The following is a 23265-nucleotide window of genomic DNA, read 5'->3' as shown; positions in this document are numbered from 1 at the left end:
AACTCGGAAGTTGAGCCTCTGAACTCGGATGTTGAGCCTTTAAACTCGAAATGTCCAGTTGAGAAATTAAAATCCTAATTTCTCCAGCACTGGCTTTGTGGAAACAACGTGGCGTTCTAAACCCAGTTCTTTTGGACTAACCCCAAGTGCCAAAGCAATCAACTGGGGTAAATGCAACACTGGTAAACCTAGCTTCTGTTCAATCACCTTTTCTACCTCTGGCTGACGCGAATCTAAATTTAAGTGGCACAGTGGACAAGGCGTAACTATACAGTCAGCACCAGAAGTCAAAGCGTCCTGAATATGCATCCCCGCCATCTTGAAAGATTGGGTAGTGGCATAGCTAGCAAGCGGCCAACCACAACATTGTGTCCGGCCTCGGTAATAAATTGGTGTCGCACCCACCGCCCGAAACATATTTTCCATCGCTTCTGGTTGGAAGGGGTCATCATAGGGCATAGATTTTTGGGCGCGGAGGAGATAACAGCCATAAAAAGCCGCACATTTTAATCCAGTTAACTTCCGGGTGACACGTTTGGTAATTTCCTCTAAACCGTAATCTGTTACCAAGGCGTAAAGGAGATGTTTAACGTCGGTACTGCCGCGATAAGGCGAACAGCCTTCTTTATCCAGTAAGCCATTAACCTGTTGAATGTACGCAGGGTCAGAAGTCTTACATTCTTTCAGGTGTTCGTTCACATGACCGATAACACCTTGACAAGTGCTGCAATGAGTAAGTAGGGGCAAATTTAATTCTTCTGCTAGGGCAATATTTCTGGCGTTGACTGTATCTTCCAGCAGTTTAGAATCTTCTTTAAATGTGCCAGAACCGCAGCAGGCAGCTTTTTTAAGTTCAACCAGTTCAATACCCAGTGCTTGGGTAAGCGCTTGAGTTGACTGGTAAAGTTCCCGACATGCCCCTTGAGCAACACAACCGGGGAAGTAAGCGTATTTGAGTGTCTGAGATAGCATAGAGGTATGTTTAGGTTAGAGCGATCGCTCTAAAACAATAACTGTTTTATTATTCTTTGTTAGCACCTAAGCTCTGATGTTTGACGTTCACCATCTCTTTAACCGTCTAGGTTCAAAGCCGCAGCGTCTATATATTCTGATTGCTAGCAAGGCTGTAAATACTGACCGAGACATTGTAAAAAAAGTTAGCAATAATTGGACAACCTAAACATTTACATACTGTTGGCAATGGCATAGTCCGCTCCCCTAGCCAATTCTAAGAAAACTTACCCGATTATTTTGAGTAAAAGAAGGGGTTTTCTAACAGAAAAACCCTTAGTAGTATACGGGCGATCGCGCTTGACGATAAGATGTATATGCTCAAAACAATGTTTCCCGTAAAGAGCAGAACCTAGCAACTGGTTAAGGACTTTTATTATTTATGAGCCAAACCGAACTTTTTGATAAGGTCAAGAAAATCGTCACCGAACAACTGAGTGTTGAAGATGCTGACAAAATCACTCCTCAGTCCAAATTTATGGAAGATTTAGGAGCAGATTCCTTGGATACCGTTGAACTGGTGATGGCTTTGGAAGAAGAATTTGATATCGAAATTCCTGACGAAGCTGCCGAACAGATTGTATCGGTTCAAGACGCAGTAGATTACATCAATAACAAAGTTACCGCATCAGCTTAAAAAGTTTTGAGTCTTTGAAGTTTAAATGGCAATGCCATGCCCCCTCTGGGCATCTAGGCAAAAATCACTGCTTTGACTTTTCACTGAGTGCTGAACGGTTAAAAGTTTCGGAGTTAGAGTTTTCGGAGGCAAAAGTTCGGAGTTTTCTCCATCTTTGGGTGCTTCCAAAACTCAGAACTCAGGACGGGCTAAACGCCCCGCTAACGCTAACGAAACTCAGCACTATTTAATGCCTGCTGCTTTTTCGCCACCTTTAACTGAATCATGACAGATAATACACGTAAACGCGTTGTTGTAACTGGTGTTGGCGCGATTACACCTATCGGTAACACAGCAACAGAATATTGGGATGGATTATTGAGTGGACGTAATGGCATTGACCACATCACATTTTTTGATGCGTCTCGCCATGATTGCCGCATTGCTGGAGAAGTAAAAAACTTCGATCCACATGATTACTTGGAACGCAAAGAGGCCAAGCGCATGGATCGATTTGCCCAATTTGGGGTTTCGGCAGCAAAACAGGCTATAGCTAACGCGCAGTTAGTTATTAATGAACTGAATGCAGAACAGGTAGGTGTCATGATCGGTTCTGGCGTTGGTGGCATTAAGGTATTAGAAGACCAGCAAACTATCTACCTCAACCGTGGGCCCGATCGCTGTAGTCCATTCATGATACCGATGATGATCGCCAATATGGCAGCAGGATTAACGGCAATTCACACGGGTGCTAAAGGGCCAAATTCCTGCCCTGTAACTGCTTGCGCTGCTGGCTCTAACGCTGTAGGCGATGCTTTTCGGTTAATTCAAGGAGGATATGCCCAGGCAATGATTTGCGGCGGAACAGAGTCGGCTGTGACACCATTATCGATGGCTGGGTTTGCCGCTTGCAAAGCCCTCTCTTTTCGCAATGACGATCCGCATAGAGCTTGCCGTCCCTTTGACCGCGATCGCGATGGATTTGTCTTGGGTGAAGGTTCAGGAATTTTAATTCTCGAAGAACTGCAACACGCCCTCAGTCGCGGCGCTCACATTTATGCCGAAATCATCGGCTATGGTATGACCTGTGACGCTTACCATATCACTTCCCCCGTTCCTGGTGGACTCGGAGCCGCTAGAGCAATAGAACTAGCGCTCAAAGATGCCAACATAACTCCCGAACAGATTAGCTATATTAATGCTCACGGCACTAGTACCCCAGCTAATGATTCAACTGAAACCTCAGCAATCAAAAAAGCCTTGGGAGAACATGCCTATAAGGTGGCAATTAGCTCCACTAAATCGATGACAGGTCATTTATTGGGCGGTTCTGGAGGTATTGAAGCAGTCGCAACAGTACTGGCGATCGCTAATGACCAAATTCCACCGACAATCAATCTGGAAAATCCTGATCCAGAGTGTGACTTAGATTACGTGCCTAACTATAGCCGCGCTCAAAAAGTCGAGGTGGCAATATCCAATTCTTTTGGGTTTGGCGGTCATAATGTCACACTGGCCTTTAAGAAATACGTCTAAAAGAAGTCAGGAGGCAGGAGGCAGGAGTCAGAATTCAGGAGTCAGAATTCAGTAGCTTTATCCGACTATGCTCGTTTGGCCAATGCTCCCTGCCCCCTGCCCAAAGTATCATAGATATCATTCCGATATAACTTAAGCGTTCAGCATGACCCAATTATCAGCTTGATTTATCACCAGAAACTCAGGAGATCCCGCTTGTCCATCGACAAGCGGGAGTGGGATGATGAGGATACTGTGGGGAATCTAAAATAACCCCAACAAGAGAAGCTACCAAGAGTGCTAACCCGTCGTTAAAAACAAGAGATTATGACTGTTGCAACCCAATCTGCCAAACAATTGTCCGTCGAAGAACTGGCTATTAACTCGATCCGCTTCTTGGCTATTGATGCCGTAGAAAAAGCAAAATCGGGACACCCAGGACTACCAATGGGCGCGGCTCCGATGGCTTTTGTCCTCTGGGATCGCTTTATGAAGTTTAATCCCAAGAATCCCAAATGGTTTAACCGCGATCGCTTTGTCTTGTCTGCTGGTCATGGCTCGATGTTACAGTATGCCCTACTGTACCTGACAGGCTATGATAGCGTCAGCATTGAAGATATCAAGCAATTCCGTCAATGGGAGTCCAAAACCCCTGGACACCCCGAAAACTTCATGACCCCAGGCGTGGAAGTCACAACTGGCCCCTTGGGTCAAGGAATTGCCAATGGAGTTGGTCTAGCGATCGCAGAGGCGCACCTGGCCGCTAAATTTAACAAACCCGATACCAAGATTGTTGACCATTACACTTACGTGATTGTGGGTGACGGTTGCAACATGGAAGGAATTTCTGGTGAAGCTTGTTCTTTCGCAGGACACTTGGGATTAGGCAAACTCATCGCTCTGTACGACGACAACCACATCTCCATCGACGGTTCCACCGATGTAGCATTCACCGAAGATGTTTCTAAGCGCTTTGAAGCTTACGGTTGGCACGTCCAACACGTCAAGGACGGCAACACTGACCTAGAAGCGATCGCCAAAGCAATTGAAGCAGCCAAAGCTGTTACTGATAAGCCTTCTTTCATTAAGGTAACAACCATTATTGGTTACGGTTCCCCCAATAAAGCAAACACTGCTGGTGTTCACGGTGCTGCCCTTGGCGGAGACGAAATCGCATTGACTCGGAAAAATTTGGGTTGGGAATACGAGCCTTTCGTAGTCCCAGAAGAGGCCCTCAACCACACACGCAAAGCAGTGGAACGTGGTGCAGGTTACGAAGACGAATGGAACAACACCTTTGCGGACTACAAAGCTAAGTATGGTCAAGAAGCAGCTGAATTTGAACGTTACATAAGCGGCAAACTACCTGATGGTTGGGATCAGGTACTACCCACCTACACCCCCGAAGACAAAGGACTGCCCACCCGCAAACACTCAGAAACTTGCCTCAATAAACTGGCAGGGGTTTTACCTGAATTGATTGGTGGTTCGGCTGACTTAACCCACTCTAACCTTACCGAAGTTAAGGGCAAAGGCGACTTCCAAAAAGGACACTACGAAAACCCCAACATCCACTTTGGGGTACGGGAACATGCTATGGGCGCAATCTGTAATGGTATAGCGCTGCACGCTTCAGGATTAATTCCCTACGGTGCTACCTTCTTGATCTTCACAGACTATATGCGTGCCGCCATCCGCTTATCCGCCCTTTCCCAAGCTGGCTCGATTTGGGTGATGACTCACGACTCCATTGGGCAAGGTGAAGATGGCCCCACCCACCAACCCATTGAAACTCTGGCTTCCTTGCGAGCCATTCCTAATTTAACGGTGTTTCGTCCCGCAGACGGTAACGAAACCTCTGGCGCTTATAAAATAGCGATCGAGAAGGCGAAGCAAAATGCTCCGTCTCTATTGGCATTTACCCGTCAAAATGTCCCGAACTTGGCAGGTACATCGGTTGAGGGCGTGGCGAAAGGTGGATACACCGTGGTAGATAGTGAAGGTACACCTGATATCATCCTGATTGGCACTGGTTCAGAACTGAGCCTCGCCGTCAGCGCAGCCGAAAAACTTACAGCCGAAGGCAAGAAAGTTCGTGTCGTCTCGCTACCTTCATGGGAACTGTTTGAAGCACAGGATGCGGCTTATAGAGAGTCCATTTTGCCGAAAGCTGTCACCAAGCGTTTATCTGTAGAAGCTGCTAGCAGTTTCGGTTGGCACAAATACGTGGGTACTGAAGGCGATTGCGTTAGCATTGATCGCTTTGGTGCTTCGGCTCCAGGCAATGTTTGTTTAGAGAAGTTTGGCTTTAGCGCTGATAATGTGTTAGCTAAGGCTAAACAATTATTGGGTTAATAGCAACAGAATATTCTTGAAATTGTGTGAGGTGGGCATCTTGTCCACCTTTTTTTTACGCTGAGGGAGATTGTTTATAATTAGGGGAATTATTTGATTAATGGAGGGAATTATGCCAGAAGTTGCTAATTATCATCAAGAACTGAGTAACCGCATATCACCAATCGTTGAAAAGCTAATTAAAGGTAATAGCTTATATCAAGTTAAGTTAAACCAACAGGAAATGATAGAAATGTTGGTAGAACTCTTTGGGCAGTTGTCACAAAAAGAAATGAGAGCTATTACCGAGCATGAACTGACACGCAGAATTGATAAGATTCTTGTCTTAGAGGCTGTTTCTGGTACGTTAAATGATTTGACCCCAGAGCAAATCAAAATGTACGATGAAGCAGTAAAACGAAAATAGATTAAGTGACTTATTTATTAGATACAAATATTGTTAGTTACATTTTGAGGAGAAATGCAACTGTTGGCAGGAAACTACGGGATGCTAATCGTTCGGGACAAGAAGTGTTTATCAGTTGTATAACTTATTATGAAGTTAAAAGAGGGCTTTTGTATGCAAATGCTACGAGGCAGCTAGCAGAATTTAATCAGTTTTCTCAAAAATATGAAGTTTTATTCTTGGATGATATAGAGATTATTGAGAGAGCCTGCGAAATCCATGTGGATTTAAAACGTAGGGGTTTGACGATACAAGAACAAGATATATTGATAGCGGCTACAGCAATTACACGCGGTTTAATTCTCGTTTCCAATGATTCTGATTTGCTGAGAGTGCAGGGAATTAATTTAGAGAATTGGGCAAGAACAGAACCTTGAGTTGGGTGTAGTGAGGAGAAAGCGATCGCACCTATAGCTAGGTTGAGCCTAAATTTAAACATCAGTTTTTGAAAGCCTCAAATCTTCTTTACGTTATTTTTTTGAAATCTAGTCAGCACTAGCTTTTGTGTAGTTTAGGTATAAAACCTCTTTAGTACGTATTTTTTAAATAAAATATGTATATAATCAGATTTAAAATATTTATTATATACGGTTTACTATAAATATTTAATATAGAGCCTGTACAAGTAAGCCAAAGATCATGCAGACCAAGCCTTAATGGTGCAAGTTGACTAAGGTTGAAAAGAAAACTTTCCCGAATATGAAATTTTTTACCGATTTACACCCCTTAATTTAACGGATAGGCTAGCGCACGCTCGTCTAAAATAAGACACATTCGGTGTGATCGACCTGATGGCGACTACACCAAGGAATGACCAAATACATAAACCAAGATCAATTCAAATACGCCATGACCAAAGAAGGTCATAGCAAGGAGTTTGTAATAATGATCGAGAACATAGCTAATGCCGTTGAAATTCTTCAGAAACGGAATGCTCGTTATTTCTACTCCAGTCCTTATTGGACTGAGCGAGTAGATAGAGCTATCGATACTTTGCTTCGCCATCCTCATTCCAGAAGGAAGTCATATCATCTAATTAAAAATGCGTTGAGCGATGCTAGAAAGGTGATGCATCGCCGCAGCCAAATTTGCCCAATTGCTGAAGTAAGAAATACTGAAGAAAATACTCAACTCCAACAATCTGTTGAGAATCTAGCCGATTCATCAGCAAATTCTGTAGAGTTCATTCTAGGCATAATAGACTGGTTAAACAACGCTCCTCTTAACAGCAATTACCGGACTATCTTATCTCTGCTCATGCAGGGTTATGAAGCAGAAGACATCGCTATACATCTTGGTCTTACTGTTAAACAAGCTCGTGTTCGCATCAGTCAAGCTCGCAGACGAGCCAAAGCTCTTTGGAAAGAGGATACGAATGTTTGAGCTTCTTCAGCAGCAACAGGCAAAATCAGCTACTTTACAAACCTTCCAAATTATAGAAGGGTATTACTAAAAATTCGACAGAAATTAACAAAGTTAGTCATCTTAATATCAGAGGAAAAAGCAAATCATGAATCAAACTCTAACTTCGCCTCAAAACTACACAGCAGAATTAATTCAGGTCGATAAAGCCCTAGAAAGTATGCGTGATTCTGGCTTTGACCTAGCAACGGCAGGAGGTGAAGTCATTGACAACTCAATCGAAGCTAAAGCACAATTTATCCGAATTCGTACTGTAGAGGGTACTGTAGCTAATGAAGTTACGATGACTGCCAAAAGTAAAACCAAGTTTTCCAAAGCTATTAAAGCGATCGCATTCGCTGATGATGGTATTGGAATACCGTATGATACATTACCTCACGTATTAACGCTTGGTTTTTCAACCCGCTATAATCAGCGTGATGGTTTGGGTCGATTTGGTGTAGGAATGAAGCTTGCTGCGATTAGTCAGGCAAGACGAATAGACATTTATACCCAACCTTTAGGTAGCAATCAAATATTCCATGCATACCTTGATTTGGATCTGGTTGCATCAGGTGAGCAGGTTTATATTCAAGGTGACATTGTTGATGCTTATCCTCCTGAGTACAATGACTTAATGCAACACCCAAAGAAAGGTACTGCCTTTGAGTCCGGCACATTAGTTATTTGGTCTAAAGTTGACCGTCTGACTGAAGGTGGTAAGTATGGTTCATCTCTTGATGAACGCCGCACAGGTTTTATTAAATTGATTGCTCGTGCATATCGCAAGTTTATTGACCAAGGGCTTTATATTGAAATCAATCAGTCTCGTATTACTCTTCACGACCCATTATTTCTACTGGAGAACCCGCGAGTGACACAGAACTTTGGTCGTGACCTTCGAGCAGAAATTATACAGCAGACAAAGCCTGGAGAAATTTCCATTGATGGTCATGAGGTGCAGGTTACAGTGACGCTCTATCCAGAGGAATTTCGTAAAAAGCGGGGACTTGGAGGTAGAGGAAGTAGAGACGAAAAGGAAAAGTTTGAAGACTTAAATATCCCCGATAATCAAGGGCGAGTTAGTTTACTCCGAAATGGGCGAGAAATTTATTACGAAATTATCCCTCGATTATTTACTGGAGGTGTTGATCAAGATATAGATCGCTTCATTGGGGTAGAGGTAAGTTTTCCTGCCACTTTGGACGAATACTTGCAAGTCCGTCATGTGAAACGGGGTGCTGAACCAGTATCTAAACTTCGTGAGAAGTTGCGGGAATTCCTTGTTAGACCTGTAAACGAAGGACGTAAACGTATAAGGAATGTATGGGACTCTACTGAAACAGTGGAGAGAAATGCTTCAGATGCACATGATTCGGCTCATGCAGCTGTTAAGCAAGCAGAACAAACATCACCTCAAGGCAAAGGTGGTATGAGTATTAGTCTTGAGACAGCAACTCAAATTGTCAACGATTTGTTAGCTGATATTAAAGTAAACCCAGACACAGATCCAGAAAAAGCAGAAGAGGTCAAACAAAAAATTCAAAATTTACCCATAACAATTTTTGATGGAGAATGGTCTGGTAAGGAATTATTTGAAATCACTCACCTCAATGGTAAAGCAATCATTAAATACAATTACCGTCATCCTTTCTTCCGAGAAATTTATGTTCCTATAAAAGATTTGGCGGGTCAAGATCCGAAAGAGATTAGTGCTGAAGATGCAATTAGGCTTGCTAGAAAGGTCGAAGTAGCCATAGATGTTCTATTTATGGCGTATGCTAAAGCTGAAAATATGCACTCTGACCCAGATAGTATTTACGACGATTTACGCAGCTATTGGGGACTACACGCCAATTCTTACACTCGTGAAGCACTACGTGACAAATAAAGCAATAACTTGGTGGGATAATCAGGGTAATTTGCTACAAACAGGATGGAAGCGATCGCAGCAAGCACAAGCACGATCGCAACACTTGGCTACTAAGCTAAGAGAATTAAATATTAACCCCGACAACTTAATTTAATTACTTTGGCAACTACCTTTAGATAGATAGGGTAAACACTAGGCAATTTCTCATTAGTAATCGCTTGCTAGTAATGAAAAAATGCAACTTTCATATCTAAAAAGTTATTATGCATAATTAATTCATCTTGTCAATACGTAATCCCTAGCATTACCTAAGAAATTAGTAAGGCCTTCTCTGGACTGAATCCATATTCATGCTTTCAGTAGATACAGTTATGACTTTGCAAATGCGATTATATATGTGTACTCGAACAATAAATGGTTGCTGTTGTTCAGATAAAAAAATCAGATTTTATCCGATTTCAGTAACTTTGGTTTTTAGCCAATTGTTTGATGTTTTGAGAAGGTAACACAATGAATAATATCCTAAAGCGCACACTTCTACCCAGCCTCATGGCTGCCAGTTTAGCTGGTGTAACCTTAGTTCCCGCCAAACCTGCTGCTGCTGATGACCAAGTACTAAGAGATGCAGGTATTGGGGCTGTTACCAATGTGGTAACCGGAGCTATTAGGGGAAATGGTAGTGTATTAGGCAATGCTGCCAAAGGTGGTGTCACTGGTGCAGCCGTCAATGGTGCAAATGGTTTGAGAAACCGTCGCAATCGCAATCACCGAAATATTGGTCAAGATGTCGGAGTCGGTGCAGGCGCTAGCGCAGTAACTGGCGTAATTACTGGCGATAGCAAAGATACCCTTGGGAATGCTGTTGATGGTGCAGCTGTAGGTGCAGCAATCCATCTGCTGACCAATGGCAAATAATTCCTAAATTCATCAGCAACAATCCTTCCCAACTTCTAACGGGTTGCACTTGTAAAAACTACGAACTTATCCCTCCTGTAATTCCTCTCCTTCTAGGATGAGCAAATTCAACCCCCTTTCCCTTGTAGGGAAAGGGGGTTGGTGGGTTAGATTTATATTGGGATATATGCCACCGTCAGGTTCAGATGACTTTAAACTTAATAGTAAACTCTAGCCCTTCAACGCCTTTCTAAAGTTTCGACGATAGGATTGATTTGTAATAAACAAAGCTGGCCATAGCAAAGATAAACCAATGCGATTGGTCAAAGTTGGATTAAAATTAGTCCGTCCAAAGCCATTCCAAAACTTCCAAACGCCGCCTCCGTAAACTACTATCAAGGCAAAAATAATAAAGTTACCCATTCCTATCAACTCCGTTAGTAACTGACAGAATTTAAGTTAAGTTTTACCACATGAGGTAAGCACATCATAACCAATACCAAGAAGGTATGACTAAACTCCTTAGCCTGGAACATCTAAGTTAGTTAAACACACATTCTCTTTTTCCAGTGTAGATTAGCCTCACGCATCGCAGCTAGTTATCACTGGTGCCAAGCTAGGTCAAAGCACCTAAAAAAACCCAAAACCTCATCTGAAACTTAGATGTTTTGACATCGTTCGTCGTCAAAAATTTATGTAAGCTTGTTATCTGCATTTATATAAAGCCTTTTCAATTTAAAGGGGCTACAAATGAGCAGCACAGACGTTTATTTTTACTTGTTATAATTTTCTGGCATACTTACTGCTGATAAACCTGCGATCGCTCGTAAGTTTTGGCAACGAATCAACTCGCTAAAATCTAAACTGGAACGCCCTTCAATTTTGGCTACCGCTTCAATTCCAGATAACAGGTGCTGCCCTGCTTCAGCTTCTGAATAACCACGCCGTTGTGCTATGCGAATTGCTGCTGCATCGGCATTTAACTCTGACTCAAGAGATTTATTAGTGCGCCAGATCCGAAAAATGGCGATCGCACTTAATCCCCCAGCTACGGCTACACCCACCACATCTGATTGTGCTGCTTCTAATAATCCGCCTAACAGACCCGCCAGTACTAGGCCTTGATAAATGTCGGGTTTAAACCACTTCACCCCCGTCAACCAGCTAACCATCTGCAACAGCAGCAAGTCTCGTTGCGGCTTTGTCAGACGACGCCACAAATCGAAATTAATATATATCGGTCGCGCCTGATTCCAGGGTTGGGGAAAGGAGGCGTCAATTACTTTTGCCTGTTCTGGCTTACTAACGATTTTTGTCGTCATCCGACCAGAGGCAGGCATCACATCTAACAAACGGCGAATTTCAACATTTGGCTCCATAAATTTAATTATTAGCCATAATGTGCATGGTAACTATTTTAGTTGTCATTCGTGTTAACCTTTGATTTGTGAGATGCTCTCACAGTTTTTCTAAATGGTTGTTCTATTAGTGAAAACTTCAATAAATGGCGAGAAAGTTAATAGATTCAGACCAAGCCATAAGAATATTGATTCAGCAGTTTGATAATGTGGCGGGATTTTATAGTATCCGTTTGCCGCTAAATTCAAAACCTCAAAGTTTTGGATAACCATTGCTACTACATTTGTAACAACATGGACGCTTTTGCTACCCTCCCGCCTGAATGGACGAATAAGGCAATACATGCATACAATTTTTGCTGTCCTAATTGCCACTCAAGTAGTCGAGAAGCTGAAAAAGTTTGGCTAAATCGGCGATCGCCTGTACTTACAGAAGACCGTCGTCGCAAATGGCAAGAGTTTTACTACTGTCACTGTGGCTCTGTCTGGTGGGCTTGGAGTAGCGATCGCCCCTCAACAGATATATCTAGTCAGCCAGATCATAATCCCACATAGCTAATTTTCTTCCTGAACAAAAGCCCACCTTGAGGTGGGCTTTTGTTTATCTAATTCTGAGCTTTATTTGCCATCACCAATTTTAGAAGGAGAAGGTGGTACGTAGAGTACCTACATATTCAGTGTCATTAGCGTCGTTATGCTCTGGATTGAAGATTACCAACAAACCAGGAGTGACTTGAATATTATCGGAAACCTTGAACTTGTAAAGACCCTCTAAGTGATAAGAGGTACTGTCGTCTAAGTTAGTATTGCCGACGACATTTTTGATGCTACCACCAGTAACTTTGGGTGGTTGACCAAAGATAACACCCAAGACGTTGCCTTCCCCACCAAAATCTCTCAAAGCAAGCGCTCCAGCCCAGTACCAAACATCAGCATCTGCACCCGCATTAGCACCAGTAATAGCATCAGCAGTTGTATAACCTCCCCAACCACTAAGAGCCAACTTAGGGCTAAATTGGAAGGTCGCTTCTACACCGTAGTTATTGGATTCGGTACGAGTACCAACCCCAAAAGGATTATTGGCAAAAGTACTACCTGTACCTTGGAAGAGGCTGTTAGCAGCATTGCCAGCCAAGTAACTATGGGCGTAAGTTAAACCAATATTGAAGGCTTTGCTAGGTTGAAAAGATAACTGACCAAAGATGGTGTTATCACCATCCAACAGCCCATTATTAAGACCGGAATTATTAGCACCAAAGATACCACCAGTACCACTTGTAGGTGCTAAATAAGCACCAGTCAAACTGAGAGGCCCGCCAGGATTGAAAGTAACAGTCAGACCAGCACCATTTTGACCTTGACGATAAATGGGGCTAAAACGTCCATAGCGAGAGAGCGCACCTTTACCAGAGCTTGCAAAGTCAGGGTTGAAGGTGTTTACGTTTTCGTATAATTCACCACCACTAGCGTCAACTTTGAAACGCAACGCATTAGCAAAGTTGAAAGCATAGTTGATTTTATCAATCACAATGGAGTTACCGTTATCTCCATCAAAACCCAAGCGAGTCATGTTAGTACCACTACCACTAACGGGTGTAGTAGCGGTTGCAGCAGCACCAACATTAGAAATGGTATTGTTAGCATTCAAACGGATCTGCAACTGGTCTTTACCAGTGAAACTGCTGAACAAGTTCAAACGCACCCGGTCAGAAAAAGTGGTGTTATAATTCAAGTCTTGATTTGAATTACCAGCAGGAACTGCTCTATTGTCACCAAAAACATCAGAGACGGCGAAAATTCCTTCTCCAACCAGCTTGGTGGTAGTAGAGAACTGATTAGCTTCCAACTCAGCAGTGCGGGCTTCTAGTCCATCGACGCGACCGCGCAGGGTTGCTAGTTCAGCAGAAAATTCTTCTCGTAAGCGCTGTAAAGTAGCCAGGTCTTGTTTAGTGACCAAATCGGCAGTAGCTGTAGCAATCAGTTCGTTAACCCGGTCTAAACAAGCATTCAAACCTGCGGCAAATTCATAACGGGTCAAAGCACGGTTACCACGATAGGTACTGTTGGGATAACCTGCAATACAGCCGTAACGCTCAACTAGAGATTGTAAAGCTTGGAATGCCCAATCTGTGGGCTGCACATCCGAAAATTGCGAAACTGATGTTACCTGGCTCATGCTGTTAGAATCTTGAGCTTCAGATAACTGGGCAACATTTGTTACCTGTTCGTTGACTTCAGCAGCTACAGCACTATTAGCAGCGAAAAATGCAGCAGCTAAAATAACTGGACTAACCTTACAAAGATTCCAGAATCGTTTTGTCATGTTATTACTCTCACTCACACCTACATAATCCAGTCAGAATAAAATGCTTATAGCACTTTAGTTTCAGGAATTTTACACACAATCACAGTTATGATAATACCTTTATACTGTGATAAATACAAGTACTTTAATATAGTACTGAACTATAATTTTGAATTATTTTATTTGGTAACCGCAAAATAATGCGGCGTTTGTGACGTAAAACTGTTCCTTCTTCCTCCAACTGTTGTAGGAGTCGGGTAACTGTGACTCGCGTGGTATTTAATACTTCAGCAATATCTTGATGGGTAACATTTAAATCAATTAGCTTACCCTTCTCTACATCACGTCCAAATTTTTCGCTTAACCACACTAAAAACTGCCATAAGCGTAGCGAAATTGGTTTTCGATGCACAATGCTTAGTAGCTTTTCTGCCTGTTGAATATGAGACAACAAAGCATTAATATCTTGATGCCACAAATGAGGTGGCACAATGCTTATTTCCACGCCTGTGAGACATTCAATCTGGTAGGGCTTAACTTTAGATAAAGGATAGCCAATCAGATCCCCTAGTCCCCAATAACCGAGAGTGATGAATGTTCCATCTTCACTCCACGTTAAGGTACGAACTGCACCGTGTTCAATCCGCCAAAGTACATCATTTTGAAGTGGAATTACTTCCCTACGGGTAAATATATGCTGGGTTAATTGTCCGCCCAAAGCAGAGCTATTTGACAGGACAGAAAAGTTTGAAGTAGGAGTTGTGGAATACATCATTAACCGGAACTACAGAATTATCAGGGAATCTCGCTATTTACAATCATTAAGAAACTCTAATAATTTGCATCAAATATTACCTATATAATTGGCAGTGTATTCTTCTCAATTAGAGCTAGAAACTAACTCAAAAAGTTTTTCTGTAAACAACTTATACATTGAGGTATTTATCAGTAAGATAGACCGGAATTTTTCAGTTGTTTATCTGTTACTTTAATTGTGCAAGTTTAAGAATAGGTAAGCTTTTAGTAAAATATTTAGTTAACTTACTTTTAAGTATTTAATATTTTCTTAAGATTCAGGAGATCCGTAGGCACAAATATAGGAATTAGATTTGATTCCTGAATTACTCGTAGAGAGTAGGGACTGGGGACTAGGGACTGGGGACTGGGAAGAAGGAATAAAGATGTACTGAGTTTTTTTCACGCAATCAAATATGAGTCCTAATATAGGAATTAGATTTGATTTCTAAACTTCTTTGTGTAGGTAGGGAGTAGGGAGTAGAGACGCGATTAATCGCGTCTCTACTAGGGAATCAGCCTTTTGTAGTTGAGGGCGAGTTGTTTTTTCACGCAATCAAATAGGAGTCCTAATATTTATGAAAATAGTAGGGTGTGTTACGGCTTTAAGTTAACGCACCGCTATGTAAGATGGTGCATTAGATGCTAATATCATGTTTTTGTTGACAAATCATATCGAAACATGCACCTAACACACCCTACAGTTTTATTCTTACTTTCTAAATAACCTTTTACAGGATTTGATAAATTCGTAGCGAATCAATTTTATAAAGTCTGCACTTTTGGAGCATTTAACTAATTTGCCACGGCTTTACGCAAAGCTGTACTAAGTCGCTTAAGTCGTCAGCCTTTGTTTGTAGAGGTAATGGCTAAAGCCTGTGGACTGATGAAGCGTCAATTAAGAGCGTTGACCGGTGACAATATATGATACCCTTTGACCGATATTAGTGGCATGATCTGCCATGCGTTCCAGACAACGAATTGCCAGTGCTAGCAGTACAATTGGCTCAACTACACCAGGTACATCGCGTTGTTGAGCTAAAGTCTGATAAACGCTATCATACGCATCGTCTACAGTATCATCTAGGTGCTTTAAACGGCGTCCACCGGCTTCATCGAAATCTCCCAAAGCCTTCAAGCTAGTTGCTAGCATCGACTGCGCGTGAAGGGACATAGTTTCAATGTCGGGCATTGACGCATGAGGGGCGTAAGGAAAAATTTTAATCGCAATTTCAGCTAAATCCTCAGCATAATCGCCAATGCGCTCTAAGTCGCGCACTAACTGCATAAAGGCACTTAAGCACCGCAAATCTTGAACTCTAGGCGCTTGCAGCGTCATAATCGCCGTACAGTCTGATTCAATTTGTCTATAAAAGCGATCAATCTTTTTATCTAATCGGGGAAGTTCCTCAGCTGCTGTTAAGTTACGAGCAAATAACGCTTGGTGGCTGAGGCGAAATGATTGTTCTACCAAAGCACCCATGCGTAATACATCCCGTTCTAAGCGCCTAATGGCGCGTGCTAGTTCGGGTCTTTGAGGATTAGGACTATAATCGATAGCTTTCACACTTGTTGTCTCAAAGGTGAAGATTATTATTAACTATAGTCTTGGCTTAAAGAGTTTGCCATAACTTCACAAAACTGGAGTTGCATCCACGCACCACCAGTTTCTGGATGGTTCATAGCTTTGATTGAACCACCGTGGGCGTGAATAATTTGCTCAACGATCGCTAATCCTAATCCATTGCCAACGATCGCTCCTATGGAGTTACCATCTTGTGAGGAATGGGTTCGCGCTTTATCTCCTCGATAAAATCGCTCAAAAACGTGGGGTAAATCTGCCTCGGAAAATCCGACTCCAGAATCAATAAGATTTATTTCGAGAATTGGGGAAACAGCATCATTATCCTTTGTTAATAAAATTTTCGCTTCAACGTAAATACTTGTAGAAGGAGGACTGTACTTAATGCTATTGTCTAGCAAGTTGAGAAAAACCTGGTAAATACGGGCTTGATCTGCCTTAATCCAAACATTTTCTGGCCCAGAATAAGAAAGAGACAGATGTTGACGCCCTGCCAAGGGTTCTAGTGTTTCCCAAACGGATGTAATTAGCGATCGCAATTCTACAACTTTGGCTTGCAATTGCATGTTTGGGTTTGCTTCCATTTGGGTGAGGTCTAGCCAGCTTTGCACCAAGTTAATCAGTCGGTCAACTTCTTGCATTAGGCGGTTAACCCAGCGATTTAAAGGTGGTTCCAAGCGGATTTGTAAAGTTTCCGCGACCAAGCGAATCGAGGTTAGTGGCGTTCTGAGTTCGTGTGCTAGATCAGAAAAAGAGCGATCGCGTACTTGATTTATATCTAATAGGGGTTGACGATTTTCTAAAAAGACTCCCACTTGTCCATTGGGTAAAGGCAAGCTAGATGCCCGTAAAGCCAAAGATTTTATTGTTGCCATCTCTGCCGCATCATCACAAGATGGATGAAATATCCATTCTCCCGTCTGTGGTTTTTGCAAATCACGAGTTTGCTCAATTAAATGGTCAAGTTCATAAGACCTTACCAACTCCAGTAACAAGCGCACCTGTTCTGGTTGCCAGTGCAGATACAAAATTTCCTGCGCCTGCCCATTACACCACAGCAGTTGATTTTCCTCATCCACCTGCAAATATCCCACTGGTGCAAAATCTAGCAGGTCTTGGTAAGTTTGCAACGACTGCTGCAAATCTTGTCGGTGCTGCTTCACCATTGCTATCTCCTGCCGCAACCCAGGAATCAGCAGCAGTCCCATCTTGTAAGAATGCGAGGTTAACGGTCGCAGTAAGCGCCCCAGGTAACGGTGAAGTTGAACCTGTTGCCAAACCCAAAACCCAATGCCTACCGCTAAACCCAGAAAAAATCCCAATAAAAGCATTTGAGTTGTTAGTTTCTTCGTGACTACTAAAAACTAACAACTATCCAAACTAATTATCCAAACCTATAGCCAAAACCTCGTACAGTCACAATATATTCGGGATGACTGGGGTCTTGCTCTAATTTTTCGCGCAACCATCGAATGTGAACGTCTACAGTTTTACTATCGCCAACGAAATCTGGCCCCCAAACTTGATCTAGCAATTGTTCCCGTGACCATACCCTGCGGGCGTAACTCATAAACAGTTCCAGCAAGCGGAACTCTTTGGGGGAAAGATTCACCTCGATACCACGAACTAGCACGCGGCATTCTTGGGGATTCAAGGTGATATCCTTGAATTTTAATACTGGTACTTGTGGTAAATTACTTAGGCGTTGGCGGCGCAGTAGAGCCCGACAACGAGCCACTAACTCGCGCATACTAAAGGGTTTAGTCAGGTAGTCATCTGCTCCCACCTCTAACCCCAGCACGCGGTCAGTTTCACTACCCTTAGCACTCAGCATTAAAATTGGTACTGGGTTTCCTTGATGACGCAGCAAACGGCAAATATCTAGCCCATTGATTTGAGGCAGCATCAAATCAAGAATGAGCAAATCAAAGGGAAGTTCCCCCGAATTGGTTTCAAAACTTTTGAGATACTCTATAGCAGACCGTCCATCGGGTGCTGTTGTCACCCCATAACCTTCCTCTTCAAGGGCTACAGCTAGCATTTCCTGGATTAATTCTTCATCTTCTACTACTAGAATTCGGCTGGTTTGTCCAATGTCCGTTCTAGCAGAGTATTTGGTCGATTCACTGGTATACATTGATATCACAAAAGTCTAGGACTGTGCTTGTATCAATTAGGATGATGAAATCTATTATCTAGCCTTACTGCAACGACTCTTCTACTAGGGTTGATTCTTTTAGATTTTCTTTACAAAAAGTAACATATACCACAGCACCCTCCTAAATCGTAAATCACTGTGATGCAATTATTATGAAGGGTTATCTTGACAAGAGCAGATTAAGTTGGGTATATTTACTTTAGTACAAAAGTACTAATGAGCAAGGGAAAACTATACCTGAAAAACAGAAATACACATGTGTGGAAAATTTATACCCAGCTAAGTGTCATCTGTTGATCATTTCAGTACTTACACTGTGCTAAAAATGTTGATTTAAAAGCTATTCTGATGTCTGCATAGGGTAGTCATTGGTATGGCTTGCTACCCAATAAATTATTGCCTATTGAAGGGAGTTGGAAGATGACTACAGTTGGAGTCAAGGACAGCAAACAACAACTAATGCAAGCATTTCAACAAATTATTATCCAAAGAAAAAAGCTGGAATCTAAAATAGCAACCAAACAAGAGGAAGCAGAAAAGGCAAAAAGTCAAGAAATTCTGCAATCAGCTTCTGCATATACAGTTGATAGTATTGTCAAAGGTTTAGCTGATTTACAATTGGAGTTTGGCAGTATTCTCAATGGATTATCTGAAAAACTAGCTCAGGAAAATTCCAAGTTAGATGAATTGAACCGAGCTATAGAAATTGAAACTCAACGCTTACAAGAGCTTCAACAAATCAGAGTTATAGCGGATACTCTAGACATTTTAAGTCAAGAACACCAAGAAAAATTAAAAATCCTAGAACAAGATACTATCAGCAAAAAAGAAGCACTAGAAAAAGAAGTTACAATCCGAAGAAAAGAATGGCAAAAAGAACAAGCAGAGTATGAAGAAAAGCTTCAAGTATATAACGATATATTAGCCAAAGAGCGCCAACAAGAACAAGAAGAATCTCAGTATAAATTAGAAACTACTCGTAAACTCAATACAGACAGCTACGAAGCGATAAAGCGCCAACAACAAAGGGAAATACAAGTTAATTCTCAAAAAAAAGAAAAAGATTGGAAAGAACGAGAAAAAATATTCACTGAACGCCAACCACTCTTTGCAGACTATCAACAAAAGGTAGCTAGATTTCCTAATGAGTTAGAAGAAGCTGTTAAAAAAGCTAGGGAAGAGGCAATTAAAGAAACAAGCCAAAAAGCTAAAATTGAGGCTGATTTATTTGAAAAGGAATGGGAAGCTAATAAACAAAGTTATGAACAAAGAATTCAATCTCTGGAAGAAACAATTAAGAAACAGTATGAGCAAATAGAAGGGATTTCTGCTCAATTGCAAACTGCATTAAAACAAGCACAAGACTTAGCTATGAGGGCTTTTAGTAGTTCTAATGCTAAATAGTTATAATTCTTTAATATTTTCATCATTTTTAATTCCTGAAGAGGAGGTTTGTTGTGGTGGTAAAAAAACCGACTGATAAGAATACTAAAGTAGAAATTATTCAGGCGTATGAGGAGTTAGCTAAAGAAAAAGCAGCGCTGAAATCGCAACTCGAACAAGTTGCTAAGGATAACCCGTCTGGAACTAAAGAACAGCCTAAATTAGAACAAAAAACAGCTATGAATCAGCTTTCTAGTGTCCAACAAAAGATGAACAATACAATTGAAAGCTTGGCGAAGATTCAATTAGGTTTTGGCAGTGCTGCTAATGAATTATCAGAACAGCTAACTACAAAAGCTTCTAAATTAGAAGAAATTAGGCGAACTTTAGAAGAAGAAATCCAAGAATTAATACAACTGCACAATTTAGAAATTTCTGATGATATCTTGGATACTCTCATCCAAGCCTATGAAGATAATATTAAAGCTTATCAGGAAGAATATAGCCAGTGTTATGAAGTGTTGTCTCAAGAAATATTAGTGCAAAGAAATACTTGGGGAAAAGAACAAGAGGAACAGCAACGAACGGTAAAAGAACGGAATGAAAACTTGAATAAAACTCGGCAACGCGATGTTTCAGAGTACAAGTATAATTTAGAACTCCAGCGACAATTGCAAAGTGACGAATACGAACAAGAACATAAAGCACTATATAAGCAACTGGAAGAATTACTACAAGAAACAGAAAAACAGTGGGCTGAACGAGAGAAAGCGATTTTTGAGAAAGAGAAGCAATTTGAAGAATTAAAAGCAAAGGTAGAGGTTTTTCCGAAAGATAAAGAAGCAGCGATCAAAAAAGCTACAGAAGAAGGCAAAGGTATCGCCCACTACCAAGCTAAAGTAAAATCAGATTTATATTATAAAGAAGTGGAAGGGCAAAAGCGTTTCTATGAACAAAGGCTGCAATCTCTAGAACAAACTATTACTAATCAAGAGACGCGGATTCAAAATATTTCTAAACAACTTGAATCGGCCCTGAAACAGGTTCAAGATTTGGCGGTTAAAGCTATTGAAGGTACTTCAAATGTTAATTCCTATCAGGCTATTAAAGAAATAGCTTTAGAGCAAGCAAAGACTCAAGCGAAAAACAAATAAGCTAATTTATTTTTGATGACAATTGTAGAGACTTAATTTAAGTCTCTACAAGGAACTATAGCGATTCTCGAGCCTTGTAAGGTACAATAACCCCCTCCCTACTCTTCAATAGCTTGCCCTGATGTACACTTATATAATGCTTTTTATTCGGTTTTATTTGGTTTTTTGATGTCTGCGGGAGGCTGTGGTTTCTTCTTCTTTGTTCCGGTAGCTTGTGTTTGCCTAAATGCTTGATTGGAATTTGGTTCTTGACTAGACATAATACTAAATTTTAAAATCTACTATAGTATCTACATCAGGGGTATTGTTGATTACAGAAATATATCACAGATACACCTGCTGCCATTTGCGATCGCTTAAATGTTGTCGAGCCGTAAGGTTCCCAGTCAAGTTCTAAGTCATCAAGTAGGATTTTAACCATGTCGCCGATTAATTCTTTGTCAACTTCATCTTCTGGTGAAGGCATCCGAATCTCTAACACCCCTTGATAGTAAGCAACTCGTGCAGCGTGATGTTCTGCAAGTTCCTTTAGAATTGCTTCAAACTCTACCCAACTGATCTCGCGCAATGTCAAGCACTGCCCTGGTTGAAGGTCGATCTGGTGTAGTTGCAGTGTAACAACCATTTCATCCTCCGTACCTTCACTGTTTAGCTAAAACAAATAGCTGGACTGGTTAAGAGAGCCACCACTGTACTTGGAGTACCGAGTACAGTGTGTTTTTCACCAGAGACAGAAAATGTCAAGCAAAGGTAGAAAAACCAAGATTCGGTGGAATATCCTGAATCCGCCCAGGCCCGATCGCTCGCAATGCTTCTTTGAGTAAAATATCCCCAGTGTACAAAGCACGTCCGACAATCACACCAGTCACGCCTTGAGGTTCTAACGCCAACAAACTCAACAAATCGGTGAGAGAACTTACCCCGCCAGAGGCAATTATCGGGATAGAAATTACTGCTGCAAGTTCTCGCAAAGCTTCTAAATTGGGGCCTGTAAGTGTACCGTCTCGCTGGATATCTGTGTAAATTATGGCGGCTGCACCCAATTCTTGCATTTGTACAGCCAGTTGAGTTGCTAAAACTTCTGAGGTTTCTAACCAACCGCGAGTTGCTACGCGGCCGTTACGGGCATCAATACCGATAATAATCTGTTCGGGAAATTCTTGGCAGAGTTGTTGCACTAGCTGGGGTTGTTCTACGGCGATGGTTCCAAGAATTGCCCACTGTACGCCTAGATTGAATACTTGTTGGACGCTGGTACGATCGCGCAATCCTCCACCAATTTCAATTGGCACTGATACCGCATGAGCGATCGCTTCAATTGCCCCCAAATTTACTACTTTACCTGCTTTGGCACCATCTAAATCAACTATATGCAATCTAGCAGCACCTTGATCTACCCACTGTTTGGCAACATCAGCAGGATTTTCGCTAAAAACTTGCGAGCGATCGTAGTCTCCTTGATATAGTCGCACACAGCGACCTTCTAGTAAATCAATTGCTGGAATTACATCCATTTACCTTTTCCTCATAACTCAACACAATCAAACACTAGTTTTTCATTTTTAATTGCCTTACAGCTTGCCCAAAACCCAGCACAAGCAAGATGTTAGAAAGGGTCAAAAATACTTCTGCACTTCCGTGCAACCAATCTACATTGGCTAAAGACTCGCCATAATGCAATACAGCATAAATCCCCACCGGGATGGTAATGGCAACAAAAACGAGAGTGCCGTAAAATCCATACAGCGCTAAACGCGGCATTTGCGGACTGCGGCTGATAAACCACAAGAAACCCAAATAGGGAAACAGTGAAAGTGCAAACAGGGTTTCTTTAGAAATCATTGCTCTGAGTTAATAGGTTTTGGTTCAACAGTGTTAGGAGACTTAGTAGAACGCCAAATCAAATACGCTGCTGCCCAAAGCGTAAAATTACCAACTAAGGTCATGGTAGCTTGAAGCGTTACCAACCATTCTAGAGATTCGGCGTTGTCAAAATAATGCCAGGTACAAGCACACATGGCGCTGACCAAAGCTGGTAACATGGCAAGGGATAATCCCCACCAATTGCGATTACCAGTGAGTTCGCCGTAAGTCCAAATTAACCAAATGGCGACAATCCACTCAATAACGCTAGAAATATGAATAATCCAGGTGGGAATCGATAGGGCGTGCATAAGAAAGTTAGGAGTTAGGAGACGCGATTAATCGCGTCTGTACAACAAAAGTTAGGAGTAGAGACGCGATTAATCGCGTCTGTAGAGGAGTAGAGACGCGATTAATCGCGTCTGTAGAGGAGTAAAGGTGTCAAGGTGATATGTAGCTTGAATTTTATATTTGTTTAAACAAAATCTTTGCTTGTTCTTTTAGAATTTTAAAGATTCCAAGTTCAAAGGTTCAAGTGTCGAGTTCAGAGGCTCAAC

At 41.8% G+C, this 23265-nt stretch carries 24 protein-coding genes; 12 read left to right on the top strand and 12 right to left on the bottom strand.

What is annotated here, in order from left to right; genetic code table 11:
- Nucleotides 1–66: 66 nt before the first annotated feature.
- The gene (locus ACFFAP_RS18915) at nt 67–972 is read right to left on the bottom strand and encodes a CoB--CoM heterodisulfide reductase iron-sulfur subunit B family protein (protein WP_375512644.1); all 906 of its coding nucleotides are present in this window, start codon (nt 970–972) and stop codon (nt 67–69) included.
- Between the two features lie 421 nt (nt 973–1393).
- On the opposite strand from ACFFAP_RS18915, the gene acpP reads away from it, so the two are divergent.
- The 9 genes from acpP (at nt 1394) to ACFFAP_RS18870 (ending at nt 10131) form a co-directional block, all read left to right on the top strand.
- On the top strand, nt 1394–1648 hold the full coding sequence (gene acpP, locus ACFFAP_RS18910; RefSeq protein ID WP_375512643.1) for an acyl carrier protein: 255 nt from the start codon (nt 1394–1396) through the stop codon (nt 1646–1648).
- Nucleotides 1649–1912: 264 nt separating this feature from the next.
- Nucleotides 1913–3163 carry a beta-ketoacyl-ACP synthase II gene (gene fabF, locus ACFFAP_RS18905; protein ID WP_375512642.1) on the top strand — a complete coding sequence of 417 codons (1251 nt, stop codon included), beginning with the start codon at nt 1913–1915 and terminating at the stop codon, nt 3161–3163.
- 306 nt (nt 3164–3469) lie between these two features.
- Nucleotides 3470–5497: a transketolase gene (tkt, locus tag ACFFAP_RS18900; RefSeq protein WP_375512641.1), complete on the top strand. Its 2028-nt coding sequence runs from the start codon at nt 3470–3472 to the stop codon at nt 5495–5497.
- Between the two features lie 112 nt (nt 5498–5609).
- A complete protein-coding gene (locus ACFFAP_RS18895) occupies nt 5610–5903 on the top strand; it encodes a hypothetical protein (protein WP_334961829.1) in 294 nt (97 codons plus the stop codon).
- 5 nt (nt 5904–5908) lie between these two features.
- Complete coding sequence (locus tag ACFFAP_RS18890) at nt 5909–6319, top strand: type II toxin-antitoxin system VapC family toxin (RefSeq protein WP_375512640.1); 411 nt, start codon at nt 5909–5911, stop codon at nt 6317–6319.
- A gap of 508 nt (nt 6320–6827) precedes the next feature.
- A complete protein-coding gene (locus ACFFAP_RS18885; RefSeq protein WP_375512639.1) occupies nt 6828–7325 on the top strand; it encodes a hypothetical protein in 498 nt (165 codons plus the stop codon).
- Between the two features lie 127 nt (nt 7326–7452).
- The gene (locus tag ACFFAP_RS18880) at nt 7453–9234 is read left to right on the top strand and encodes an ATP-binding protein (RefSeq protein ID WP_375512638.1); all 1782 of its coding nucleotides are present in this window, start codon (nt 7453–7455) and stop codon (nt 9232–9234) included.
- Complete coding sequence (locus ACFFAP_RS18875) at nt 9224–9370, top strand: hypothetical protein (RefSeq protein ID WP_375512637.1); 147 nt, start codon at nt 9224–9226, stop codon at nt 9368–9370. The genes ACFFAP_RS18880 and ACFFAP_RS18875 overlap by 11 nt, the downstream gene beginning before the upstream one ends.
- A gap of 356 nt (nt 9371–9726) precedes the next feature.
- On the top strand, nt 9727–10131 hold the full coding sequence (locus ACFFAP_RS18870) for a hypothetical protein (protein WP_375512636.1): 405 nt from the start codon (nt 9727–9729) through the stop codon (nt 10129–10131).
- A 210-nt stretch (nt 10132–10341) separates the two neighbouring features.
- On the opposite strand, the gene ACFFAP_RS18865 is transcribed toward ACFFAP_RS18870, so the two are convergent.
- The gene (locus ACFFAP_RS18865; protein ID WP_118167650.1) at nt 10342–10533 is read right to left on the bottom strand and encodes a hypothetical protein; all 192 of its coding nucleotides are present in this window, start codon (nt 10531–10533) and stop codon (nt 10342–10344) included.
- 350 nt (nt 10534–10883) lie between these two features.
- Nucleotides 10884–11489, bottom strand: coding sequence for a DUF3318 domain-containing protein (locus ACFFAP_RS18860; RefSeq protein ID WP_375512635.1), 606 nt, complete (start codon nt 11487–11489; stop codon nt 10884–10886).
- Between the two features lie 273 nt (nt 11490–11762).
- Between ACFFAP_RS18860 and ACFFAP_RS18855 the strand changes: the two genes are divergently transcribed.
- The gene (locus ACFFAP_RS18855) at nt 11763–12023 is read left to right on the top strand and encodes a hypothetical protein (protein ID WP_375512634.1); all 261 of its coding nucleotides are present in this window, start codon (nt 11763–11765) and stop codon (nt 12021–12023) included.
- A gap of 82 nt (nt 12024–12105) precedes the next feature.
- Here ACFFAP_RS18855 and ACFFAP_RS18850 read toward each other — a convergent pair whose 3' ends face one another.
- From ACFFAP_RS18850 to ACFFAP_RS18830, 5 genes are all read right to left on the bottom strand, one after another.
- The gene (locus ACFFAP_RS18850) at nt 12106–13791 is read right to left on the bottom strand and encodes an iron uptake porin (RefSeq protein WP_375512633.1); all 1686 of its coding nucleotides are present in this window, start codon (nt 13789–13791) and stop codon (nt 12106–12108) included.
- A 127-nt stretch (nt 13792–13918) separates the two neighbouring features.
- Complete coding sequence (locus ACFFAP_RS18845; protein WP_375512632.1) at nt 13919–14548, bottom strand: Crp/Fnr family transcriptional regulator; 630 nt, start codon at nt 14546–14548, stop codon at nt 13919–13921.
- A gap of 918 nt (nt 14549–15466) precedes the next feature.
- On the bottom strand, nt 15467–16135 hold the full coding sequence (gene phoU, locus ACFFAP_RS18840) for a phosphate signaling complex protein PhoU (RefSeq protein WP_375512631.1): 669 nt from the start codon (nt 16133–16135) through the stop codon (nt 15467–15469).
- A gap of 29 nt (nt 16136–16164) precedes the next feature.
- The gene (locus ACFFAP_RS18835; RefSeq protein WP_375512630.1) at nt 16165–17481 is read right to left on the bottom strand and encodes a sensor histidine kinase; all 1317 of its coding nucleotides are present in this window, start codon (nt 17479–17481) and stop codon (nt 16165–16167) included.
- Between the two features lie 53 nt (nt 17482–17534).
- Entirely contained in the window at nt 17535–18287 is a 753-nt protein-coding gene (locus ACFFAP_RS18830) for a response regulator transcription factor (RefSeq protein ID WP_375512629.1), read from the bottom strand.
- A 441-nt stretch (nt 18288–18728) separates the two neighbouring features.
- Here ACFFAP_RS18830 and ACFFAP_RS18825 point away from each other — a divergent pair, with 441 nt between their 5' ends.
- The gene (locus tag ACFFAP_RS18825) at nt 18729–19712 is read left to right on the top strand and encodes a hypothetical protein (protein WP_375512628.1); all 984 of its coding nucleotides are present in this window, start codon (nt 18729–18731) and stop codon (nt 19710–19712) included.
- 53 nt (nt 19713–19765) lie between these two features.
- Nucleotides 19766–20845 carry a hypothetical protein gene (locus ACFFAP_RS18820; RefSeq protein ID WP_375512627.1) on the top strand — a complete coding sequence of 360 codons (1080 nt, stop codon included), beginning with the start codon at nt 19766–19768 and terminating at the stop codon, nt 20843–20845.
- Nucleotides 20846–21140: 295 nt separating this feature from the next.
- On the opposite strand, the gene ACFFAP_RS18815 is transcribed toward ACFFAP_RS18820, so the two are convergent.
- The 4 genes from ACFFAP_RS18815 to ACFFAP_RS18800 form a co-directional block, all read right to left on the bottom strand.
- Entirely contained in the window at nt 21141–21470 is a 330-nt protein-coding gene (locus tag ACFFAP_RS18815; RefSeq protein WP_375512626.1) for a hypothetical protein, read from the bottom strand.
- A 115-nt stretch (nt 21471–21585) separates the two neighbouring features.
- A complete protein-coding gene (gene hisA / locus ACFFAP_RS18810; RefSeq protein WP_375512625.1) occupies nt 21586–22359 on the bottom strand; it encodes a 1-(5-phosphoribosyl)-5-[(5-phosphoribosylamino)methylideneamino]imidazole-4-carboxamide isomerase in 774 nt (257 codons plus the stop codon).
- Between the two features lie 34 nt (nt 22360–22393).
- Nucleotides 22394–22687, bottom strand: coding sequence for a DUF3593 domain-containing protein (locus tag ACFFAP_RS18805; RefSeq protein WP_375512624.1), 294 nt, complete (start codon nt 22685–22687; stop codon nt 22394–22396).
- A complete protein-coding gene (locus tag ACFFAP_RS18800; protein WP_375512623.1) occupies nt 22684–23019 on the bottom strand; it encodes a DUF2499 domain-containing protein in 336 nt (111 codons plus the stop codon). The genes ACFFAP_RS18805 and ACFFAP_RS18800 overlap by 4 nt, the downstream gene beginning before the upstream one ends.
- Nucleotides 23020–23265 lie beyond the last annotated feature (246 nt).

It is taken from the genome of uncultured Nostoc sp., assembly GCF_964245575.1.
Taxonomy (GTDB): domain Bacteria; phylum Cyanobacteriota; class Cyanobacteriia; order Cyanobacteriales; family Nostocaceae; genus Nostoc.
The sequence above is the reverse complement of the archived record's forward strand: the minus strand, read 5'-3'. Positions and strand labels throughout refer to the sequence as shown.